We start from the raw sequence: 20,156 nt of genomic DNA on the forward strand, positions 1-20,156 counted from the left end.
CGTTTCGTTAAGGTAAAAGTCTGAGCGGCCGGCGCGGAGCCGGCGAGGTCAGCCCCGCTCCGACCGCATCTGGTCGAGGTAGGCGTAGGCGGTGACCTTGGAGATCCCCAGGCGCTTCGCCACCGTCTCGACCGAACGCTTGACATGGAAGGCGCCCAGCTCGTCGAGGGTGCGCAGCACGGCGATCCGGTCGGACTTGTCCATCATCGCCACCGGACGGCCGACCGCCGAGACGGCGTCGGCGATCATCGTGTCGAGCAGGCTCGCGATGTCGTGCGTATGGAGCTCGCGGTCACGTTTCTCCGGTGCGGCCGACGGCAGCAGGGCGCTGATGACGTTCTGCGCCGTCTGCAACGGCGTCAGGTCGATGTTGATGCACAGCGCGGCGATGATCCGTCCCGACGCGTCGCGGTAGTAGACGGACGACGAGTGCAGCTCGCGCCCGTCCGCCGTCCGACCCGGGTAACCGAACTCATCGTGCTCGGCGTCCTCGTCGCGCATCACCTCGAGGCCGAGGTTCGTGGACGGCCCGCCGACCTTCCGCCCGGTGACATGACCGTTGACGATCGCGTAGATCGTGTGGTTCAGGTCGCGCTGGCTCAGATCGTGCAGCACGACCTCGCAATGGTCGCCGACGGCGGACGCGATGGCGCGCATGACCGGTTCCAGGACCGACCAGGCCTCTTCGATGCTCTCGAAGCGGCCCTTTGTCACCGCGGGAACGGCCCCGTCGGCCACGCCTTCACCCTCACCGTTGCGCCTGGTCATATCGTTGGAGATCCTACGCGGCAGACTCGGGACATCGATCTTGCAAGCCACCTGGCCAGGACCGACTCAAGCATCGAGGAGACATCGTGCAGGCGCACGGCTTGTACTTCCCCTACATCCACATCCGCGACGACAACTGGCTCAAGACGGCGGCGCTCTACTGGCCGACTGTGGGGCGGCTGGTGCCCCGAGGCCATCAGACCCATGATTCCCCGACGGCGCGCGCCTTCGCTCAGGCTGAAGTACTGCGCAGCGAGAACCCACAGGCCCTCCTCGCGACCGCCGGGCTCGACCTCCTCCAGGCCCTTTGGGCCAATGCAGACGAGCTGGCCACTCGCTACCGTGTCGTCCCCGGCGACGGCCCGGCGCACGTGGACCACGACACCGGGCGCGGCTTGCTCGTCACGCCGGAGCACCAACATCTGGGATGGGTGCACCTCGACAAGTTCCCCCATGGGGCCGTGGAGATGCTGGTGGACCATGGGCTGGCGGTACGCGGCCGGAAGGACAGGCTGGCGATCCACAGCGAGCACGACCCAACCTGGTCGGAGCTCGGGTACAACCATGTTGCGGCCGAGACGTGGATCGGCTTGCACCCCGCCGTGGCCGGCGCGTACATGACAGCGCTCGTTGGCCGGTTCAGCGAGCACGGCAACTTTCAGCCGATCACCGACCAGGACGATCTGCGGTCCGGTGTACCGCATCGCGACGTCACGGAGGCCCTCCAGCTCCTGATGGGAACGGCGTCTCGGCCGCAGTCGCGAGAAGGTCTCGACCGCTACGTCGCGCTCTCCGTACAAGCAGCTGCCCCTGCAGACCTGTCACTGGTTTCGCCCGACAAGATCTTGGAATGCCGGGAAAAGCTGCAGGGTGAGTTGGAGACCTTCCGTGCCCACGTTGCCAAGCAGGCCGATGAACTCGCTCAGATCGCATCGCTTCCGGTAGACCACCGTCGGCTCGAGACGTTCAACGAGCATGTCGAGAAGCACATCAAGAAGCCCCTGCAGGACCTCGAGCGCGGGTTGGCGCTGCTCCGCTTACCCACGACCCGAACCATGCTGACGGCGAGCTCCTTCGCGGCTCCGGCTGGCGTCACGGCCGCCACCAACTTGCTGGACCAGCCGGTGATCGCAGCGAGCCTCGAGACCGTGGCGGTGGTCGGCACTGCATGGTGGACGGGGGTACGACTCGATCGAAAGAACCTCCGCACGGAGTCCGAGGTCGGCTACCTCCTCGGAGTACGAGAACAGCTGACTCCCAAGACGCTCGCCAACCGCGCAAGGAAGCTCTGGGCCGGCACGTACTGATCGGAGGCCCTCGTGACCGACACCCCCGCCCCCGCGTGGCGGCCTACCGGGCTCGCCTGGACCGAGGCCGGTGCGGCACTGGAGTGGTTCTCGCCGACCGGCGACGTACGGGCCAGTGCTGTTGATCTCGGAGCACGCCTGTCGTTCACGGTCGGACCGGACCGGCGCTGTACCGGGCTGTGGTGGGACGGTCGTCGAGTGCCCTGCACCGCCCGCGCACCGATCGACCCGGGTGCGAAGTCGGGGCAGTGCGACTCCTGCGCAGCGATAGCCCGCACCCGGTCGGTGGCGACCGACACCGTCCTGGACGACCCGCGCGAGTTCTGCGTCTATCTCGCCCACCACGGGAGCGTGGTCAAGGTCGGGATCAGCGCGACCGAGCGCGGCCCAGCCCGGCTGCTGGAACAGGGCGCGCTGTCCTCGATGATCCTGTCGGCCGGGACGCTGCTGTCCGCCAGACGCTGCGAGGCACTGCTTACCACCGCGCTCGGCGTACCCCAGCAGGTCCACACCGCCCGCAAGCGTGGCGCCCGGCTGGCCCCTGGAACGGCGTCGGCCCGCGCGGCAGCGCTTGCCGCCGTCGCCGAACGAGCCGCAGGTCTGGATTGGCCGCCCGGTCAGAGCCGCAGCACCGCCGGCCCGGTGGATCACACCCCCGCGTACGGGTTGCCCGACGGCGGAATCGCCGCCGACCACGAGATCGGCCCCTTGCAGGCCGGAGCCACGATCAACGGTGAAGTCGTGTGCCGGATCGGACGCGACATGTACCTGTCCACGCCTGGTGGGATCGTCTTGCTGGACACCGGTCTGCTCCAGGGCTGGGCCCTGAACCGCGCCGAAGATGATGCGCTACTTACAGCGCGGACGGCGCCGGTCACAAGACCCGGGCCCACGCCGGAGGCCCAGCCTGACGTCCTCTTCTGATGCCGGGACGCTCGATGGCAGCATCGGCTCATGACATTGCCGGCTGACAGCCACGTTCACAGTGAGTGGTCGTGGGACACCGGCGGCCCGCAGTCTCACGCCGTCGGACGCATGCGCGCCACCTGCGCCCAGGCCGTGAAGATCGGGCTGCCGGCGCTCTTCTTCACCGAGCACCTCGACATTCCGGATACGTGGCGCGCCGAGCCCGAGGACCTGATGCCGCACCAGCAGGGCCTCCTCAACGATGCGGGCCGCGTCGACTTCGCCCCGCTCGACGCGGATGGCTACTTCGACGCCATCGACCGCATGCGCCACGACTTCCCCGATCTCCGGATCTGCACCGGAGTGGAGTTCGGGCAGCCGCACCTGTTCGACGCTCAGGCCGCGGGGATCATCGACCTGAGCCTGATCGACCGTGTCCTCGGCTCGCTGCACACCCTCGACCTCGGCGGAGGTGTCGCGGAACCGAGGACGCTCTTCCGCGAGCACGACCCGGCGGTCGTCATGCGTGCCTATCTGGAGCAGATCCCCGTCATGGTGCGCGGGTCGGACGTGTTCGAGGTCTTCACGCACATCGACTACGCGGCCCGGTCCTGGCCTACCGAAGCTGTCGGGCCGTTCGATCCGCGCCCGTTCGAGGAAGGGTTCAGAGCCGCGATGCGGTCGATCGCCGAGAGCGGACGAGCCCTCGAGATGAACACGCGACGACTCTGGCCGTGGATCCCGCAGTGGTGGGTCGAAGAAGGCGGTAAGACGGTCAGTTTCGGCAGCGACGCGCACACCCCTGACGCGATCGCGGCGAACTTTCCCGAGGCCACGGCGTTGCTGGAGCACTTCGGGTTCAGACCGGGAAGCGTGGCGGAAGAGCTGTGGGCGAGGTCGCGCCCCCTTTGAGGGCACAGCCTGGGGAACCTCGGCTCCCGGGCGTCGGTGGGCACCTCGCCATCGAGCAGGGAATGGTCCTCGGCGGCTCCTGGAGCCCTGGCCTCGCGGGCATTCCTGGTGCGCTCACCCACGGGCGCATGGACATCAGCGGACCCCGTACTGGCCGCCACAGACCGGTTCGACACGAATAGGTGACATGCGAAGGCCCTCTGGTCAGCGTCTCCGCCAGCCAGAGGGCCTGTCGTGCATGGTGGGCGATACTGGGATCGAACCAGTGACCTCTTCCGTGTCAGGGAAGCGCGCTACCGCTGCGCCAATCGCCCATGCTGCTGTGCGAGGTGGGTACGGGATTCGAACCCGTGTATACGGCTTTGCAGACCGCTGCCTCGCCACTCGGCCAACCCACCGCCCGGCCAAAACTACAACCTTGGCGTGCTCTCATCAGCCGAAGATCTACGAGAGCGGCGTTTTTCCGAGCGGATGACGGGACTTGAACCCGCGACCCTCACCTTGGCAAGGTGATGCTCTACCACTGAGCTACATCCGCGATGCCGGGCATCCTGGGGTTTCCCCCGGTGTTCCGGCGTTCTGAACATTAATCGACCGGAGGGCTAACCGTCCAATCGGTCGCACCGCCGTACGGTTGTCCCGTGTCCCCCAGCCCGGCCCATCCGCCCGCAAACCGCACGATTCGCCCGGTTCCGTCCCGCCGAACTTCCCCAGCGCCGCTGTCCGACGTGACCGGAGACACCGGATGGGCAAGCTTCGCCGGACGCGTCGCGACGGACGCGGTCGAGTGCATCGACATCCTGGCCGAGCCCGAACGGCTCGCGACGGGCACCTGGTTCGTCGTCGCCGACTTCGAGGCAGCCTCAGAATCAGGAGCCCGGCCAGCGGGACAGGCCCGCGCCTGGCGGTTCGCCACCGTGCACGACGCCGGAGCACCACCCGCCACCACCTGGACCGGTCCCCCGGCCGACGCCTGGACCTCCTCGATGGACCAGGCCGGCTACGAGGCCGCCGTCTCCCGGGTGCGCGAGCACGTCCGCGAAGGCGACGTCTACCAGGCCAACATCTGCCGGGTGCTGTCCGCACCCCTCGCCGTCGGGCAGGCGGGCGACGAACCCGACGCCCGGGCGCTCGCCGCCCGGCTCGCCGCGGGGAACCCGGCGCCGCATGCCGCTGCCGTCCACGTGCCCGCTGCCACCGGCCTGGATCCGGTGTGGGTGGTGAGCGCCTCCCCCGAGCTCTACCTGTCCGTGCGGCACGAGCCAGGGACCGGGACCGTCGTCGAGTCCGGCCCGATCAAGGGCACCGCCCGCACTCCCGACGGGCTCACCGAGAAGGACCGCGCCGAGAACGTCATGATCACGGACCTCGTGCGCAACGACCTGCAGACCGTGTGCCGCCCCGGCACCGTCGCGGTCACCTCGCTGCTGGAGGTCGAGGAGCATCCGGGCCTGGTGCACCTGGTCTCGCGCGTGCGCGGCACGCTGTCGGACGACGTCGTCCGCTCCGGCGCGCTGTGGCGCCGCCTGCTGGCCGGCACGTTCCCGCCCGGCTCGGTCTCGGGCGCGCCGAAGTCGAGCGCGCTGCGGATCATCCGCGAGCTGGAGCCCGTCCCCCGCGGCCCGTACTGCGGCGCGGTGGGCTGGGTGGCCGACGGCGAGGCCTCCCTCGCCGTCGGCATCCGCACGTTCTGGTGGGCCGACGACGGGAGCGGCGGCGTGCTCCGCTTCGGCACCGGCGCCGGCATCACCTGGGGCTCCGACCCGACCGCGGAGTGGCACGAGACCGAGCTCAAGGCGGAGCGGCTGGTCGCGCTGGCGTCGGAGCCCCGGTGACGGCGGCGGATCAGTACATCAGCGTGCCGAACCCGAGCTGGTCGTACCCGCCCGACGTCGAGCCGTAGTCGCCGCCACCGCCCTCGGGACGCACGCGCTCCGCCATCTGACGCACCCAGCCCGCCTCCAGGCCCTTCCGCCCGCTGTAGTGCGCGAGGACCGACGCCCACACGGGCCGCAGCTGCCCCCGGCTGGCGGAGCTGACCTGGGTGTGGGTCGACCAGCCGACGTGCGGCGGGGTCGTGTTCGGCCCGGACTGCCACGTGTAGTCGGTGAACGGGACGTCGTTCCCGAGGTTGTACTTGGCGACGTACTGCGCGCCCTTGAGGAACCGGTTGTTGTCGTACCCGTAGCAGTCGATGCCCTGGTTCCAGGCCATCTCGCAGAAGGCGCCCATCTGGCCGATGCCCATCATGGTGTGCCCCTGGTCGCGGCCCGCCTCCTGCCACTGCCCAAGTCCGCCGTCGACGTCATGCACGAAGGGCACCGCGTGCCGGATCGAGCCGTTCCCTGCACCGTCCTCGAAGTAGTCCACCGCGCGCTGGACCAGGTCCGCACGGTCGGTGAAGATCCCGATCGCCAGCACCGAGTTCATGGTGCACAGGTCCCAGTTGGCCCAGTAGTTGGTGATCACCGCGTTGTTGTGGCTGGTGAGGAACTGCTCGTTCATCGGGTGGAAGATGCCCAGCAGCATGTTCGCGAACCGCCCGCGGTCGAAGTCCGAACGGTTGCGTACGAGTTCGGCCGCATTGGCGAACTGGTACCCGTAGAGGCCGGCGGCCAGGTACCGGTCCGCGTTGCCGCCCAGCGTCCGCATGGTGCCGGACCAGGCGTTGAGGATCCGCGACGCCGCCGCGCCGTGCGCATCGGAGCCCGAGACGTGCCACCGCAGCGCGTTCTGGTAGGCCGCGTGGATGTCGGGGTACATCTGCGCGTAGTTCTCGCCGGTCCCGCCCCGGATCACGTCGGCGAGCGGGCGCGGCTGCCACGTCGCGGCGGACCGCCCGTTCGCGACGAGGCGGCCCCACCCCGCGGTCCACGGCTGGGCGCCTGCGGCGACGCGGTTACGGGCGGCGGTCAGCTGGGCCGCCGAGTGCTGCATGCCCGGGTGGGTGGCGAGCACGACGGCGGGGCTCGCCGGTGCGGCGGACGCCGACGTCGCCGCCAGCGCGCTGCCGGAGAGGCCGGCCAGCACCGCCAGGGAGGATCCGGCGAGGAAGGCCCGGCGCGAGGCGCCGTCCGCCCCGGTGTTCGGGTGTTCTTCACGTGCGGTCATCGTGGTTTCCGTTCTGTCGTCATTGACAACGGACATAGGTGCCGGCTGGCCGGAGCTCAGCCCGCCTCGAGCGCGGCAACGGCCGCGGCGAGCTCGTCGGTGGTGGCGTCCACCTCCTCCTGGTCGGGGGCAGCGCCTGCCGAGCGGAGCGCGAGCCCCGCCTCGCGGGCGGCGTCGAGCCGCTCCCAGGACGACGCCGTCCAGTCTGCGGCGACCAGGTCCGCGGTCTCAGCCAGGTACAGGTCGAGCCCCGAGGTGTCCACCGTGCTGGTGACGAGCGCGACCTCAGCCAGGTTGGTGCTGCCGGAGGTGGCCAGGACACGGATCGCGCCCGTGTCGACGGGCTCGGACAGGTCGACCTGGTTCCAGCCCGCCGTCGCGCCCTTGATGGTGGCGAACGTCTGCCAGGTCCGGCCGCCGTCGGTGGATCCCTGGAGCTGGATCCCCTCGGCGCGGCTCACGTGGGTGGACCGGGGCAGGTACCGCACGGACTCGACGTGGAAGACGGTGCCGTCGCCGGGAACGACCTGGACCCAGCCGCTGGCCTGCTTCGTGTCGGTGAAGGTGGCCGGGTCGCCGTCGAACATCGCCCAGCCGTTGGCTGCCGCGTCCAGGCGCCCGTCCCACGACGGCGTGCTCGCGGTGACCCACTCACGCGCGACGGAGGCGAGTTCCGGCGTCGGCCGTTCGAGCAGGTCCCAGGCCTTGAGGACCCGCTGCGCGAGCGCCTTGTCGTCCGCTCCCGGAACCGCGGCGGTGCGGACCGCCTCGATCTCCCGGGTGAACAGGACCGCCGAGCCACGGGACCAGCCCGACAGGTCGGCGGCCTCCGCCTCGGCGAGCAGCAGATCGAGGTCCGCCTCGGTCCGTTCGCCGTCGATCCGGAAGTCCGCGAGGGTCCAGATGACGGCCGGGTACGCCGGGTCGGTCGGCGCGCCGGGCTCGTCGATCTGGAGCTTGAGGTACCGGAACTCCTTGTCGCGCTCCGCCGCGCGCACCGCGACCTGCTCGATGTTCGTGTCGTCGCCCGCGTTGGGGTGCTCGGTCAGCAGCGTCCAGGCCTCGCCGTCGGACGACCCGTAGACGTTGGTGCCCTCGGCCCGGTTGGGGAACGTGTCCCGGGCGAGGAACCCGAAGCCGTCGACCCGGACGCGGTAGCCCGGACCGAGGTCGAGCACGACGCTCGGCACCCGCAGGTCGCCCCAGGTGGACTGGCTGTCCCCGTCAGTCAGCGCCAGGAGGGTGTTCGGCGTGAGCTGGGCCGACGTGACGATGCGGGAGAAGTCGAGCGTGCCGTCCGGCAGGCGCGGGCCGAGCAGCTCCAGGTCGGCGACAGCGAGCCGCAGGTCCTCGAGCAGGGCGCCGAACTCCGCTGGGCCAGAGCCGTCGACGGCGTCCAGCGCAGCGGCTCGCGCCGAGGCGACCGGCGTCCAGCTCGCAGTCGTGTAGGCCTCCGGTTCCGTCAGCCCGTCCAGGAGCGCGTCCACCGCGCCCGCCCGGTCCGGCGCGACGGTGAGCGACACGGGCAGTGCGGTGTCTGCCTCGTCGTCGGAGGCGACGACGACGAGGTCCTCGCCGCGCCGCCTGCCGTCCGGCGTCCACGTGAACGTGCCGTCCGCGGAGACCTTCGCGCCGCGGGGTGCATCCTGGAGCGTCAGCGAGAAGCCGCCGTCGGGATCCGTCACACGAAGGTCCCTGGTGTAGGGCTCCCCGGCCACCGCAACGGCGTCCAGCGCCGCGCCGTCGCCGAAGATGGGCGGGGCGAGCGTCCCGTTGGCGTCGGCGAGCAGGCTCTCGACGTCGACGTGGGTGCGGCCTCCGGTCGCACGGAGCACCACGAGGTTGGCCCCGGCGTTCGGCACCTTGGCCGAGGCGACGTCGAACCAGACGTACCGCCACCGCCCGTGCGTATCGGGGAGCCGGACGGTGGTGAACGGCTCGCCGTGCGCGGTCCTCGAGACCTCGAGGGCCGCGGTGCCCTGGGTGCGGAGGCGCACCCCGACGAGCGCGGTGCGGCTGCGGTCGGGGTAGACCACGCGGCGCACGGCCACCTCGGCGTCGTCCCTCCTGGCGTCCAGCCGGACGAAGCTCTCGCCGGCGTCGTCGATGCGCTGCTTGGCGCCCCTGCCGAGGGTGTGGCCGAACCGCTCCAGCGGGAGCTCCGGACCGTCGCCGGCCGACGGCACGGTCACGTTGTCCTCAGCGAGTTCCGGCGGGAACGCCACCCAGTACTCGGCGCCGGTGTAATCCGAGCCGGCCTCGTTCCAGAAGTTCGAGACCCCGGTGCCGTAGCGGTACAGCGGCCCGTCGCCGTGCTCGTGCAGCTCGGCGACGAATGGTGCTTCTGCCTCGACGTCCACGCCCGCGACGTACTCGTACTGGTAGTACAGCTCGTTGAGCGGCTCACGCAGGCGGCCGCGGTAGGCCTCGGAGAGCTTGCCCGACCCGCCGGAGGTGTCGATGTACGGCGGCTCCTCGCCCATCATGTAGGCGGCGAAGACGTCGCCTCCTTCGAGGATCCGGTTGTCCAGGAACTCGTACGGGCTGACGGCGTCCGGCGCGGTCGAGACCGTCCCGTCGGCGGGGTCGATCTCGGTGCCCTGGTTGTGCACGATCCGGGCGAGGGCTGCCAGGAGGTCGACGTCGCCCTCGGCGTGCGCCTGGTCGCGGCCCATCTCCAGGTGCTGGACGAAGTCCTTGCCGTACGGGTTGAGCGGGTCGTCGGAGTCGATGACGCGGAAGAGCGAGGCCAGCGAGCCGTTGACGTCGCCGCCGTTGATCGTGTGCTCGCTCTCGTAGCCCGCGTTGACGGTGAACCACTCGACGCGTTCGGCATACAGCTCGGCGTCGTCGAGGAAGATCGCCGCGGACACCATGCCGATCACGCCGTACAGGTGCTGGTTCCACAGGCGGTTCTGGGAGTAGAGGAACGTGTCGAGCACCGGGCGGACGAGGTTGTCCTCGATCCGCTGCTGGTCGCGTTCGGTCCAGCGCAGGTCGTAACCGTCGAGCTCGTCCTGTGCCGGCTCGGTGGAACGGATGATCTCGGCGGCGACCAGGGTCTGGTAGAGCGGAACGCCGGTGTGGATGTGGGCGTCGGGGAAGTACTTGTACCTGGCCGGGTCGAGGCTGGACCACGTGCGGATCACGTGCAGCGCGTTGGCTCGATACCTCTCGTCGCCCGTCACGACGTACATCAGGGCCTGCGTCATCGCGCCGATGCTGTCGGCGTGCTGGCGGCTGCGCATGCTCGCGGTGTCGTACGCGGTGGCGGTCGGCTGGTCGTCGGTCGGGCCCTGGATCGAGGCCCGGAAGTCCAGCGCCGCGTACCTGGTCTGCGTCATCGCGTCGTAGTAGCTGGCCCACGGCTCGACGTCTGCGAGCACCTGGGTCCGCATGTTCTCGAGATTGTCCGCGGTCAGGCCGACGCCGGGGTGGGCGAACCCGGCGTCGCTCACCGTCCTGCGGATCTCGACCGGCTGGCCGGCGGTCCAGCCGGCCGGGAGCGGAGCGTCGCCGCCGACGTCGTCGGCCACCGCGGCGGACGCCGGGACCAGGCCGGCGACCACGACGGCCGCCATGGCGAGGAGTGCGGTGGCTCTCGAGCGCAGCCTGGATGTGCGTTGCCTCATCGTGTTCCCTCCACGGCCGCAGCTCTGCGGGCCGAGCGCGGCCCGTGGCCGCACCGTCGTCACCTCGTTGTGAGTCGGGATATCGTTATCCCGGGAATACGTTATCCCGACGTACCGGACAGCACAAGGGGTTGGTGCGTCGACCCGGCACCACGAGGGTCGGCACAGGGCCGGCCGATCGGACCGAGGTTCGTCAGCATGCAGTTGCTGCCAGATCCGGCGTCGGACTGGCAGCAACTGCATGCTCGACGAGACGTCAGCTCAGGCCAGCCGGTCCGGTCCACTCCGGGCGTGGGAAGGCCCGCAGGGCCCAGTCCGAGAAGTCTGCGGTGAAGGCGCCCTCGACGAGGTCGACCGCGCTGATCCCCACCAGCGCGCCGGTGAACCGCAGGCGCGGGCCGAAGTCGTCGGACAGCTCGCTGAAGTCCACGTCCGGCCCGACCCGCGTCCACGGCCCGTCGACGCTCGCCGACCACAGCCGCGCCGTGGCACCGTCGATCTGGGCGCGCAAGCGGACCGGGCCGTCCGCTACGTCGACGGTGTCCAGCACCCGCGCGCCGTCCGGGTGGCCGTGAGTCAGGACCAGCACGCGCCGGCCCTGGCCCCCTGCCCACTGCTGCCCTGCCTGGGGCTCGCCCTCGGGTTCGGCCCAGGTCACGTGGAGCTGGTAGTGCGACGTCGTGCCGTACCAGAGCACCAGCCCCGCGGACCGGGTGAACGTCGTGGGGTCGGCGTCGACCGTGACCTCGACCTCGGCGTGGTGCTCGGTCAGCCGCCGGGCCAGCAGCGACTGCTCCCACAGCGACTCGGCGGACTGCCGGCCGCGCAGCCGGAGCGTGCCCGGCCGGCCTGGCACGGGCTCCACCCACTCCCCCGCGGGCTCCCGCAGCGTCGACCAGGGCCACAAGGGCGCGACGTCGAGACCGCCCCGTGGGTCGACGCCGTCCCGCCGGCCGGGCGTTTCGAGACCAGCAGCAGCCACCTCCGGCACCTCCACCTCGGTCGCCGGGTGCCAGCCGCCCTGCGCAAGCCGCGGCCAGCCGTCCGTCCAGACGATCCGCTGCACCGCCGTCTCGCGGCCGAGCGTGTTCCGCGGCCCGGCCGGTGTCTGCAGCGGCCGGGATGCCAGGTGCGTCAGGTACCACTCGCCCCACGCCGCCTGGACCAGCTCGCCGTGCCCGGCCTTCTGCAGCGGGACCGCCGGGTCGTCCCGAGAGGTGAGCAGCGGAACGTCGTCCACCTCGTAGGGCCCGGTCAGCGACCGGCTCCGCGCGACCAGCACCCCGTGTTCGACGCCGGTCCCGCCCTCGGCGAGCAGCAGGTAGAACCAGCCGTCCTTGACGGTGATCTTGGGTCCCTCGACCAGGTTGTCCCGCTGCAGCAGCAGCCGAGCCGGGCCCACGGCACGCACGGAAGAAAGGTCCGGCCCGCCGTCGGCCGGCGGGACCTCCAGCTCGGTGAGCACTATCCCGTCGAACCGCCGTCCGCCGACGCGCGAGTCGTTCTGCAGGTTCAGCAGGTAGTGCCGCCCCTCGTGGTGCAGCAGCGACGGGTCGAACCCGTGGCCGGGCAGGCGCACGGGCTCCGACCACGGGCCGCCGACCGCGGGCGCCGTGCAGAGGTAGGTCTCCAGGTCGAAGTGCCGCGTGCCGACCGAGCGGACGATCGAGTACACGACCCAGAACACCCCGTCCGCGTGGCTCAGGGCGGGCGCCCAGATCCCGCCCGAGTCGGGCACCCCGAGCAGCGACCGGCCGGGGACGGCGGTGTCGACCGCCCCGGCGGGCTCCCAGTCCGCGAGGTTCCGCGAGCGGTACAGCGGAATGGTGGGGAACCACTCGAACGAGCTGGTCGCGAGGTAGTACCAGTCCCCCACGCGGATCACCGACGGGTCCGGGGCGAAGCCGCGCACCACTGGATTGACCGCCGTCCGGACCGGACCAGCCACCGCGCCGCTCACGAGGCCACCCGGACGCGCAGCAGGCGCGCCGAGGTCAGGCCAGGGAGCTTGAGCTCGAGCGCCTGCCCGTCGTCGGCCACGACCACCGACTCGCCGCCCCAGCGCGGGTACAGCACCTCCACCGCCTCGTCCGCTGCCCGGCCGGGCAGCGGCACCCGCAAGGTGTCCGGCGCACCGTCGTCCGAGGCGCCCCGGCGCCAGACCGCGAGGTAGAGGTGGTCGCCGTCGCGCGCACCCTGGACGATCCAGGGGTCGCGCCAGCCCGGCAGGCCGAGCGGCCACACCGGCATCGACCGGCCGACGGCGGAGCGCACCGCCCGGTAGGCCGCGAGCGCCTCCCGGACGACGGTGCGCTGGTCGGCGTCGAGCGTGTCGACGCGGCCGGTCAGGTGCACACGACCGAGCAGTGCCGTGACCAGGGAGAAGGCGAGCTGTTCGCGGTCCATGGTGCCGTCGACGCAGGCCCAGACCCCTGCCTGCTCGGGCGGGAGGGCGAGGGGCGCGGCGGCTGCGATGGGCGGGGTGGCCCGGTAGTCCTGCTGGTCGGTGACGGACTGGACGGGGAAGACGCTGCCGGTGGCCGCGTCGGTGCGCGATCCGCCGGCCGCGCAGGCCTCGATGACCAGGCCGGGGTGGCGGTCCATGACGGCGCCCGCCCAGTCGAGGAAGGCGCGGCCGTGCTCCAGGAGCCCGGTTCCGGGGGCCTCGCCGGTGCCGGCGTCGGTCCCGGGGCCGATGTCGACGTTGTGGTCGAGCTTGAGGTAGGCGAGCCCGAAGGTGCTGATAAGCCGGTCGACCACCGAGTCGAGGTGTTCGCGTGCGGCGGGATGGCGCAGGTCGAGCTGGTAGCGCCCCCATTCCGCGACGCGGTGGCCGTGGCGCTGGAAGAACGCCTCCTCGGGGAGGGTGTGCGCGACGGGGCTGCGTACGCCGACGACCTCGGGTTCGAGCCAGAGGCCGGGCCGCATGCCGTGATCGCGGATCCGGTCGATGAGGCCGCCGAGACCGCCGTCGGGGAACCGGGTGGTCGAGGGTTCCCACTGGCCGACGGAGTCCCACCAGCCGCCGTTCTCGTCGTCGTACCAGCCGGCGTCGATCACGTAGTACTCGGCGCCGAGGTCCGCGGCGGCCTCGATGAGCGGCAGCTCGCGGTCGGTGGTCGGGTCGGACATCAGGGTGTTCAGGAAGTCGTTGTAGACGACGGGCAGGGTGTCGTGGTCGGGGTGGGGCCGCCGGGTCCGACGGCGGTGCGCGGTGAGCGCGGCGCCCATGGCATCCAGGGTCGCCTCGACTCCGGCCGCCGCACCGGGGACGACCGCGAGACTCACCGGGACGCTCAGGAACGACGAGCCTGGTGCGAGCCGGTCGGCCCACTGGTGCTCGTGCGCGGTCGGGCCCATGGCGGCGAGGTAGACGTCGTCGTACCGGTCGCCGAGCTCGGTGTGCCAGGCGCCGCTGGTCTCGACCTGCCAGGCCAGCAGTCGACCGGTGCGGGTGTCCTCGACCAGACCCATGGGCAGGTGCTCGGAGGTGGACCAGGCACCGGTCGAGGTGAGGCTGATCCGGTTCTTCGAGCCGACCTGGCCGAACCGCACCATGCCGACGTCGTACAGGCCGCGTTCGGCGAGCGTGGACCGGCGCCAGCGGAACTCGCCGCTCCAGGGGTTGGCCGCCTCCCACACCGCAAGCTCGGTCTCCCAGCGGGCCGCGTGGCCGAGCCCGGAGACGACGCCGGTGGTGACGTGGTCGAGCACCAGCTCGCGGTCGGCCGACAGCTCCGCCCAGGTCCGCAGCACGGGGATCGTGTCGGCGAGCTCGTAGTGCACGGTGGCGCGCAGGCCCGACTCGGCGTCGTCCAGGTGCAGCAGGAGACGCCGGACGGGTCCGCCCTCCGGACCCTCGGCCGCCTCCTCCTCCGTGCCGACGAGCCGCATCCGCTGCGCCGCGGCGCCGTCCACGTGCCGCTTGCCGGACGTGCCGGAGCGGCCGTCACCCAGCACAGCGACCTCCAGCACGGGGAGCGCGGAGCGGCGCAGTCCCGTCAGGTCCGGCCGCCCCTCGTCCACGTGCCACAGCGCCACGAGCCGCGGCGCGGTATGCGGGCCGTGCGCTATCGCCACGCGGACGACGTCGTTGCCCCACTCGATCCGCTGCTCGGTGTCGTCCTCGAGGCCCGGAAGGGTCACGGTCATGCGATCACTCCCGTCGTGGGGTCGATGGTCCAGGTGTCGCGCCACTCGAGCCGGGCGGCGCCGTCGGCGATCCGCACGGGCAGCCAGACGGGCGCGGAGTGGTACAGGTCGTCCCGGTCCCACCGGTCGCCCACGTAGACGTGGCTGGTGGTCAGGGAACCCTGCACGGTGACGATCGTGGAGGTCTGCGAGTCGAACGTGGCAGTGCCCGGGGGCGCGAAGTCCGCCCAGTCGCTCCACGGCCCGGCGGGCGACGGCGCCGTCGCCACCTTGTTGTCGTTCGTGGACCAGCCCGTCAGGTCGGACCCGAACAGGTAGTACAGGCCGTCCACCTTCACCAGGGCAGGCGACTCGTAGCCGTGCGGGCCCGCCGGGTGGTCGCTCGGCGGCGTGAGCGTGGTCGACACGATCTCCTCAACCGCCAGGTAGTCGGCAGTGAGCCGGTAGACGTGCAGGCCGTGCTCCCGGTCCTCGGACAGCAGGTACCCGGTGCCGTCGTCGTCCGCGAAGACGCCGATGTCGCGGCTGATGTGGCCGAGCGGGCGCTCGCTGCGCAGGTAGGTGTACGGACCCTCGGGCTTGTCGGCCACGGCCCAGCCCACGCGGGCGTAGGCGTAGTCGGCGGACTCGACGTGCAGGAACATCACGTACGTCCCGGCGGGGTTGCGCAGCACCTTGGGGCGCTCGATCACGCGCCCGGGGGCGAGGTCGGGGACGTCGGGCGAGACGGGCAGGGCGTGCCCGTGCGCGGTCCAGGTCGCGAGGTCGGGCGACGAGTAGCAGGCCACTCCCCCGAACGTGCCTGCGTTCGTCTTGTCCTCGCCCCAGGCGTAGAACAGGTCGCCGAACCGCTGGATGCCGACGCCGTGCAGCTGGGCGACGGCGCCCTGGTCGTCGACGAAGAGCTTTCCTGGCGCGATGACGCCCCGTGGGGCGCGCGGCTGGGTAGGCACTCAGATCTCCTCAGGTGGGGAAAACGTTATCAGCTGCCGTATGCTCGGCTCATGGCCAGTCCGAAGTCGTACCGAGCCCCTGTCCTCGCCGATGTCGCCAAGGCGGCGGAGGTCTCGGTCCCCACCGTCTCCCGGGTCCTCAACGGCTCGAAGTACGTGGCACCAGAGCTCGCTCAGCGCGTGACCGAAGCGATCCAGACGCTCGGGTACCGCCCGAACGGCGCGGCCCGCTCGATGCGCTCCGGCCGGCGCACGCTCGTCTCCGTGCTCGCGGGGGCGACCGCCAACTACGGCTACGCCCGCACGCTGCAGGGCGTCGAGACGGCGGCCCGCCGGGCCGGCATGACGGTGTCGATCACTGTCGTGGAGTCCGGCGACGACGAGCACGTGCGCGCCGCCATCGACCTCACGCTCGCGCAGCCGACGGCGGGCGTGATCGTGCTCGAGTTCGACCGCGCGGGCATCAACGCCGCCAGGGCGCTGCCCGAAGGGCTGCCCGTGGTGGTCGCCGGCGGCGGCTCGCGCCGCACCGGCCACGTCCCGGCGGCGCTGATCGACGAGCGCACGGCGGGCCGCCAGGCGACCGAGTACCTGCTCCACCTCGGCCACAAGACCGTCCACCACATCGCCGGTCCCACCGAGGGCAAGCACTCGGGCCGCACCGAAGGCTGGCGCGCGGCCCTGGCCGCCGCCGGCGTCCCGGTCCCGCAGATCATGCGGGCGGAGTGGGACGCGAGCGCCGGCTACCGGTGGGGCGAGCGGATCGCCGGGATGAGCGACGTCACGGCGGTCTTCTGCGCCAACGACGACATCGCGCTGGGCCTGATGCGGGCCCTGTCCGACCGGGGCCTCGACGTCCCCGGAGACATCTCGGTGGTCGGCTTCGACGACCAGCCGCTGGTGGCCCTGTGGCGGCCGTCCCTGACCACCGTGGACCAGGACTTCGAGGATCTCGGCGCCCGGGCGTTCGGCCTCCTGGCCCAGGTGGTCGACGGCGAGGAGGGTGTGGCGTCGTCGGTCAGCACGCCACAGCTGGTGGTGCGCGAGTCGACGGCCCCGCCGAAAGGCTGACCCGGCCACTACTTGAGGCTCCCGAGCGTGACGCCCGAGCGCCAGTAGCGCTGCATCGCGATCATGAGCACCACCATCGGGATCGTCGAGACGAGCGATCCCGTCAGGACCAGGCTGGTGAGGTCGACGGTGCTGTCGGTCCCCCGCGACAGCCAGGAGTACATGCCGAGCATCACGGGCCACTTCTCGACGCCCTTGAGGAACACCAGCGGCCACATGAACGTGTTCCACGAGGCCACGAAGTGCAGCAGGAAGATCGTCGCGCCTGCCGTGGACAGCATCCGCAGGCCCATGGAGAAGAAGATCCGGTACTCCCCCGCGCCGTCGATGCGGGCGGCCTCCATGAGCTCGGACGGCACCGCGCCCTCCGCGTACACCTTGGCCAGGTAGACGGAGAACGACCCGAACATGCCGGGCAGGATCATCGCCCAGATGGTGTCGTACATGCCCAGCTTCACGAAGAGGATGAAGCTCGGCACGATCATCAGCGAGCCCGGGATCAGGAACGACGCGATGATCAGACCCATCGTCAGCCCACGCCCGCGGTACTTGTACTTGGCGATGCCGTAGCCGGCCGCGAGCGCGACCAGCGTCAGCCCGAGCGAACCGAGCCCCGCGTACACGATGGTGTTCCACACCCACCGCACGAAGATCCCGTCCTGGTAGGTGAACAGGTCGCCCAGGTTCTGCCACAGGTTGAACTCGCTGAACCAGAGCCCGTTGGTGGTGTACAGGTCGCGCTGGTTCTTGGTCGCCGCGACGAGCAGCCACCACAGCGGCCCGACGGCGTACAGCGTGAGGGCGACCAGCACGCCGAGGACCACCCAGCGGGAGGAGCCGCGGGCTTCCGCCACGGAAGAGTTCTCGTCGACCCGTCGACGACGGCGGCGTGGCTTGCGCACGGTCTCGCCGACGACGGCGTCGGGCACCGGTGTCGTGTCGCTCATGGCTCTTCCCTGTTGATGAAGCGGTAGATGATCGCGGAGGCGACGCCGACGACAAGGGCGAGGATGACCGACAGAGCCGTGGCGTAGTTGAGGTTGCCCACCTTGAACGCCTGGTCGTAGATCATCATGGCCGGGGTGAAGTCCCGCGTGATGGTCTCCGGGGTGACCGCCCGGAACAGCAGCGGCTGGTCGAACAGCTGCAGCGTGCCGATGATGGAGAGCAGCGACGTCAGCACCAGCGACCCGCGGACGAACGGGACCTTGATGGACCAGGCGATCCGCAGCTCGGACGCGCCGTCGAGCCGTGCCGCCTCGAAGATCTCGTGCGGCACCGCCTGGAGCGCGCCGTAGAGGATCAGCATCGTGAACCCGAGCGAGCCCCAGACCGCGAGGTTGCCCATCGACACCCAGACCATCGAGCTGGAGAAGAAGTTGACGTCGAGCCCGACAGCCTCGAAGACCGGGGTCAGCGGCCCGACCGTCGGGCTGTACTGGAAGATCCAGACCATCGTGCCGACGACGCCCGGCACCATGTAGGGCAGCAGCAGCGCGATCCGGAACCGGGCGGCGGCACGGCGGCGCGCGGCGTCGAGCAGGAGGGCCAGGGCAAGGCTGAGCACCTGGGTCAGCGGGACCACGACCAGGGCGTACAGGAACACCCTGAGCATCCCAGTCCAGAAGGAGCCGTCGACGAGGCCGGCGGCGAAGTTGTCCAGGCCGGCGAAGGACACGGTCTGGCCGCCGAAGCCCAGGCCGCCCGTGGACTTCGTGGTGTAGACGCTCTCCCGCAGGGCCATCGCGACCGGCACGAGCACGAACAGTGCGAAGCCCGCCAGGAACGGAAACGTGAGCGAGGCGCCCTTGACGGCCTGCGCGGTGCGCCAGTTCCAGCGTGGGGCGCGCCCCGGCGGGGTGTGCCCACGAGGAGAGGAGCCGCTCCTGGGACGCCCGCCGGGTGGCGAGCCGGGGACCGGCTCGCGCGCGGTGGTGTGGTGGTCTTGCGTGTTGACGGACATCGGCGTCCTCCCCTCGTGGAGCAGTGGCTCAATCGGCGACGGTGTAGGAGATGTCCTTGCTCTCCAGGTCCGAGGCGACGAACTCCTCGACCGCGGTCAGGGCCTCCTCGAGCGTGATCTTGCCCGCGACGGCCTTGCCCCACTGGTCCTGGAGCTCGGGGAACCAGGCGTCGTAGTTCGGGCCGAGCTCGAACTTGCCGATCACCTGCTCCTGGGCCGCGACGATCTCTTCGCCCGCGGCCTTCTCGTCGGCGAAGAAGTCCTTCGGGATGACCTCTTCCACGTAGGGGGACGGGTCCTGGATCTGCGTCGGGAAGCTGACGGCACCCGTCTCCTCGTTCCGGCCGGCCTCGACGGCCTCGGGGGTCGTGAGCCAGTCCGTGTAGGCCATGACCGCGTCGGGGTTCTCGCAACCCTCCGGGACGAACGAGGGAAGCGTGCGCCCGGGGGTCACCGGCTCCGCCGCGTCCGCGAACTGCGGGATCGGGTGCGCCGCCCAGTCGCCCGCCGAGTCGGTGAAGCCGACCTGGTAGCCGCTGAGCGACCACCACTGCGTGGTCACCGACGCCATCTTGCCCGAGTCGAAGTACTCGAGCAGTGCCGGCTTGTCCATGTAGGTCTGGTTCGAGACCAGGTCCTCGTCGATGAGCTGCTGGAACACGTCGGCCGCGGCCAGCGTGCCGTCGTCGGTGAAGTTGACGACCCACTGGTCGCCGTCGATGGCGAACCACTCGGCGCCCGCCTGCTGGGCCAGGTTCATCAGGCTGCTCGGGTCCTCGCCGGCCAGGTTCGTGATGTCGACGCCGTGGGCCCCCAGCTCGCGGCCTGCTTCGACGAACTCGTCCCAGGTGGTCGGCACCTCGACGTCGTACTTCTCGAACGGCTCCTGGTTCACGATGTAGAACTGGCCGTCCGACCCGGACGGCAGGCCGTAGTACTTGCCGTCGACCTGGGCCGCGGCGAGCGCGCCCTCGTTGTACAGGTCGGCGGAGCCCTCCACCTGCTCGGTGATGTCCTGCGCCCACCCGTTGACGACCATCGTCGTCAGCGGCGCGAAGCCCTGCACAAGGCACGGGACGCCGGAGCCGGCCTCCATGGCGTTCTGGAAGTTCGTCTGCGTGGCGACGTTGCTGGCCTGCAGCACATACTCCACCGTGACGTCGTCCTGCGCCTCGTTGAACGCGTCGACGATCTGCTGGCCGGTCTCGGCGTTCCAGCCCCAGACCTCGATGGTGACCGGGCCGGCCGCCGCGTCCGGCGTGCCTGTGCCGGGCGCGTCGCCGGCCGAGCAGGCGCTCAGGCCGGTCAGTGCCGTGACGGCAAGCCCGGCGGTCGCCCAGCGGGCGCGTGTTCTGGTCATGGCTCTCCCCTTTGAGAAGTA

The 20,156-nt window shown here is 70.9% G+C and carries 14 protein-coding genes and 3 tRNA genes; 5 read left to right on the forward strand and 12 right to left on the reverse strand.

The features are described from left to right. Positions 1-48: 48 nt before the first annotated feature. Entirely contained in the window at positions 49-768 is a 720-nt protein-coding gene (locus AB0I32_RS01800; protein ID WP_357502241.1) for a helix-turn-helix transcriptional regulator, read from the reverse strand. An 86-nt stretch (positions 769-854) separates the two neighbouring features. Here AB0I32_RS01800 and AB0I32_RS01805 point away from each other — a divergent pair, with 86 nt between their 5' ends. Genes AB0I32_RS01805 through AB0I32_RS01815 form a run of 3 tightly spaced genes read left to right on the forward strand, consistent with a single transcriptional unit; the run spans position 855 to position 3,893 of the window. Beyond that, the gene (locus AB0I32_RS01805) at positions 855-2,075 is read left to right on the forward strand and encodes a DUF6236 family protein (RefSeq protein WP_357502243.1); all 1,221 of its coding nucleotides are present in this window, start codon (positions 855-857) and stop codon (positions 2,073-2,075) included. A gap of 12 nt (positions 2,076-2,087) precedes the next feature. Next, on the forward strand, positions 2,088-2,999 hold the full coding sequence (locus AB0I32_RS01810; RefSeq protein ID WP_357502245.1) for a DUF2797 domain-containing protein: 912 nt from the start codon (positions 2,088-2,090) through the stop codon (positions 2,997-2,999). 30 nt (positions 3,000-3,029) lie between these two features. After that, positions 3,030-3,893, forward strand: a complete 864-nt coding sequence (locus AB0I32_RS01815; protein WP_357502248.1) for a PHP domain-containing protein — start codon at positions 3,030-3,032, stop codon at positions 3,891-3,893. Positions 3,894-4,132: 239 nt separating this feature from the next. Here AB0I32_RS01815 and AB0I32_RS01820 read toward each other — a convergent pair. From AB0I32_RS01820 to AB0I32_RS01830, 3 genes are all read right to left on the reverse strand, one after another. Beyond that, a tRNA-Val gene (locus tag AB0I32_RS01820) sits at positions 4,133-4,207 on the reverse strand. 13 nt (positions 4,208-4,220) lie between these two features. Further along, a tRNA-Cys gene (locus AB0I32_RS01825) sits at positions 4,221-4,291 on the reverse strand. A gap of 68 nt (positions 4,292-4,359) precedes the next feature. Continuing rightward, positions 4,360-4,431: transfer RNA gene (locus AB0I32_RS01830), tRNA-Gly, on the reverse strand. Positions 4,432-4,621: 190 nt separating this feature from the next. On the opposite strand from AB0I32_RS01830, the gene AB0I32_RS01835 reads away from it, so the two are divergent. After that, positions 4,622-5,728 carry a chorismate-binding protein gene (locus AB0I32_RS01835; RefSeq protein WP_357502250.1) on the forward strand — a complete coding sequence of 369 codons (1,107 nt, stop codon included), beginning with the start codon at positions 4,622-4,624 and terminating at the stop codon, positions 5,726-5,728. A gap of 10 nt (positions 5,729-5,738) precedes the next feature. Here AB0I32_RS01835 and AB0I32_RS01840 read toward each other — a convergent pair whose 3' ends face one another. The 5 genes from AB0I32_RS01840 to AB0I32_RS01860 all read right to left on the reverse strand — a co-directional run bounded on the left by AB0I32_RS01840 (position 5,739) and on the right by AB0I32_RS01860 (position 15,741). Next, on the reverse strand, positions 5,739-7,004 hold the full coding sequence (locus tag AB0I32_RS01840) for an alginate lyase family protein (protein ID WP_357502252.1): 1,266 nt from the start codon (positions 7,002-7,004) through the stop codon (positions 5,739-5,741). Positions 7,005-7,060: 56 nt separating this feature from the next. Next, positions 7,061-10,636: a discoidin domain-containing protein gene (locus AB0I32_RS01845; protein ID WP_357502254.1), complete on the reverse strand. Its 3,576-nt coding sequence runs from the start codon at positions 10,634-10,636 to the stop codon at positions 7,061-7,063. 256 nt (positions 10,637-10,892) lie between these two features. Beyond that, a complete protein-coding gene (locus AB0I32_RS01850; RefSeq protein WP_357502256.1) occupies positions 10,893-12,596 on the reverse strand; it encodes a family 43 glycosylhydrolase in 1,704 nt (567 codons plus the stop codon). Next, a complete protein-coding gene (locus AB0I32_RS01855) occupies positions 12,593-14,788 on the reverse strand; it encodes a glycoside hydrolase family 36 protein (protein ID WP_357502258.1) in 2,196 nt (731 codons plus the stop codon). The genes AB0I32_RS01850 and AB0I32_RS01855 overlap by 4 nt, the downstream gene beginning before the upstream one ends. Next, positions 14,785-15,741 carry a family 43 glycosylhydrolase gene (locus AB0I32_RS01860; RefSeq protein ID WP_357502260.1) on the reverse strand — a complete coding sequence of 319 codons (957 nt, stop codon included), beginning with the start codon at positions 15,739-15,741 and terminating at the stop codon, positions 14,785-14,787. Before AB0I32_RS01860 ends, AB0I32_RS01855 begins: the two co-directional genes overlap by 4 nt. A 51-nt stretch (positions 15,742-15,792) precedes the next feature. Between AB0I32_RS01860 and AB0I32_RS01865 the strand changes: the two genes are divergently transcribed. Beyond that, on the forward strand, positions 15,793-16,812 hold the full coding sequence (locus tag AB0I32_RS01865) for a substrate-binding domain-containing protein (RefSeq protein WP_357502261.1): 1,020 nt from the start codon (positions 15,793-15,795) through the stop codon (positions 16,810-16,812). An 8-nt stretch (positions 16,813-16,820) separates the two neighbouring features. Here AB0I32_RS01865 and AB0I32_RS01870 read toward each other — a convergent pair whose 3' ends face one another. From AB0I32_RS01870 to AB0I32_RS01880, 3 genes are read right to left on the reverse strand one after another with little or no spacing between them, the layout of a single operon-like run. After that, entirely contained in the window at positions 16,821-17,759 is a 939-nt protein-coding gene (locus tag AB0I32_RS01870) for a carbohydrate ABC transporter permease (protein ID WP_357502263.1), read from the reverse strand. Continuing rightward, on the reverse strand, positions 17,756-18,775 hold the full coding sequence (locus AB0I32_RS01875; RefSeq protein WP_357502265.1) for a sugar ABC transporter permease: 1,020 nt from the start codon (positions 18,773-18,775) through the stop codon (positions 17,756-17,758). Before AB0I32_RS01875 ends, AB0I32_RS01870 begins: the two co-directional genes overlap by 4 nt. 28 nt (positions 18,776-18,803) lie before the next feature. Next, positions 18,804-20,135 (reverse strand): extracellular solute-binding protein, encoded by a 1,332-nt coding sequence (locus tag AB0I32_RS01880; RefSeq protein WP_357502267.1) that lies wholly within the window; start codon positions 20,133-20,135, stop codon positions 18,804-18,806. Between the last annotated feature and the right edge of the window lie 21 nt (positions 20,136-20,156).

The organism is Promicromonospora sp. NPDC050249 (assembly GCF_040656015.1).
Classification (GTDB): domain Bacteria; phylum Actinomycetota; class Actinomycetes; order Actinomycetales; family Cellulomonadaceae; genus Promicromonospora.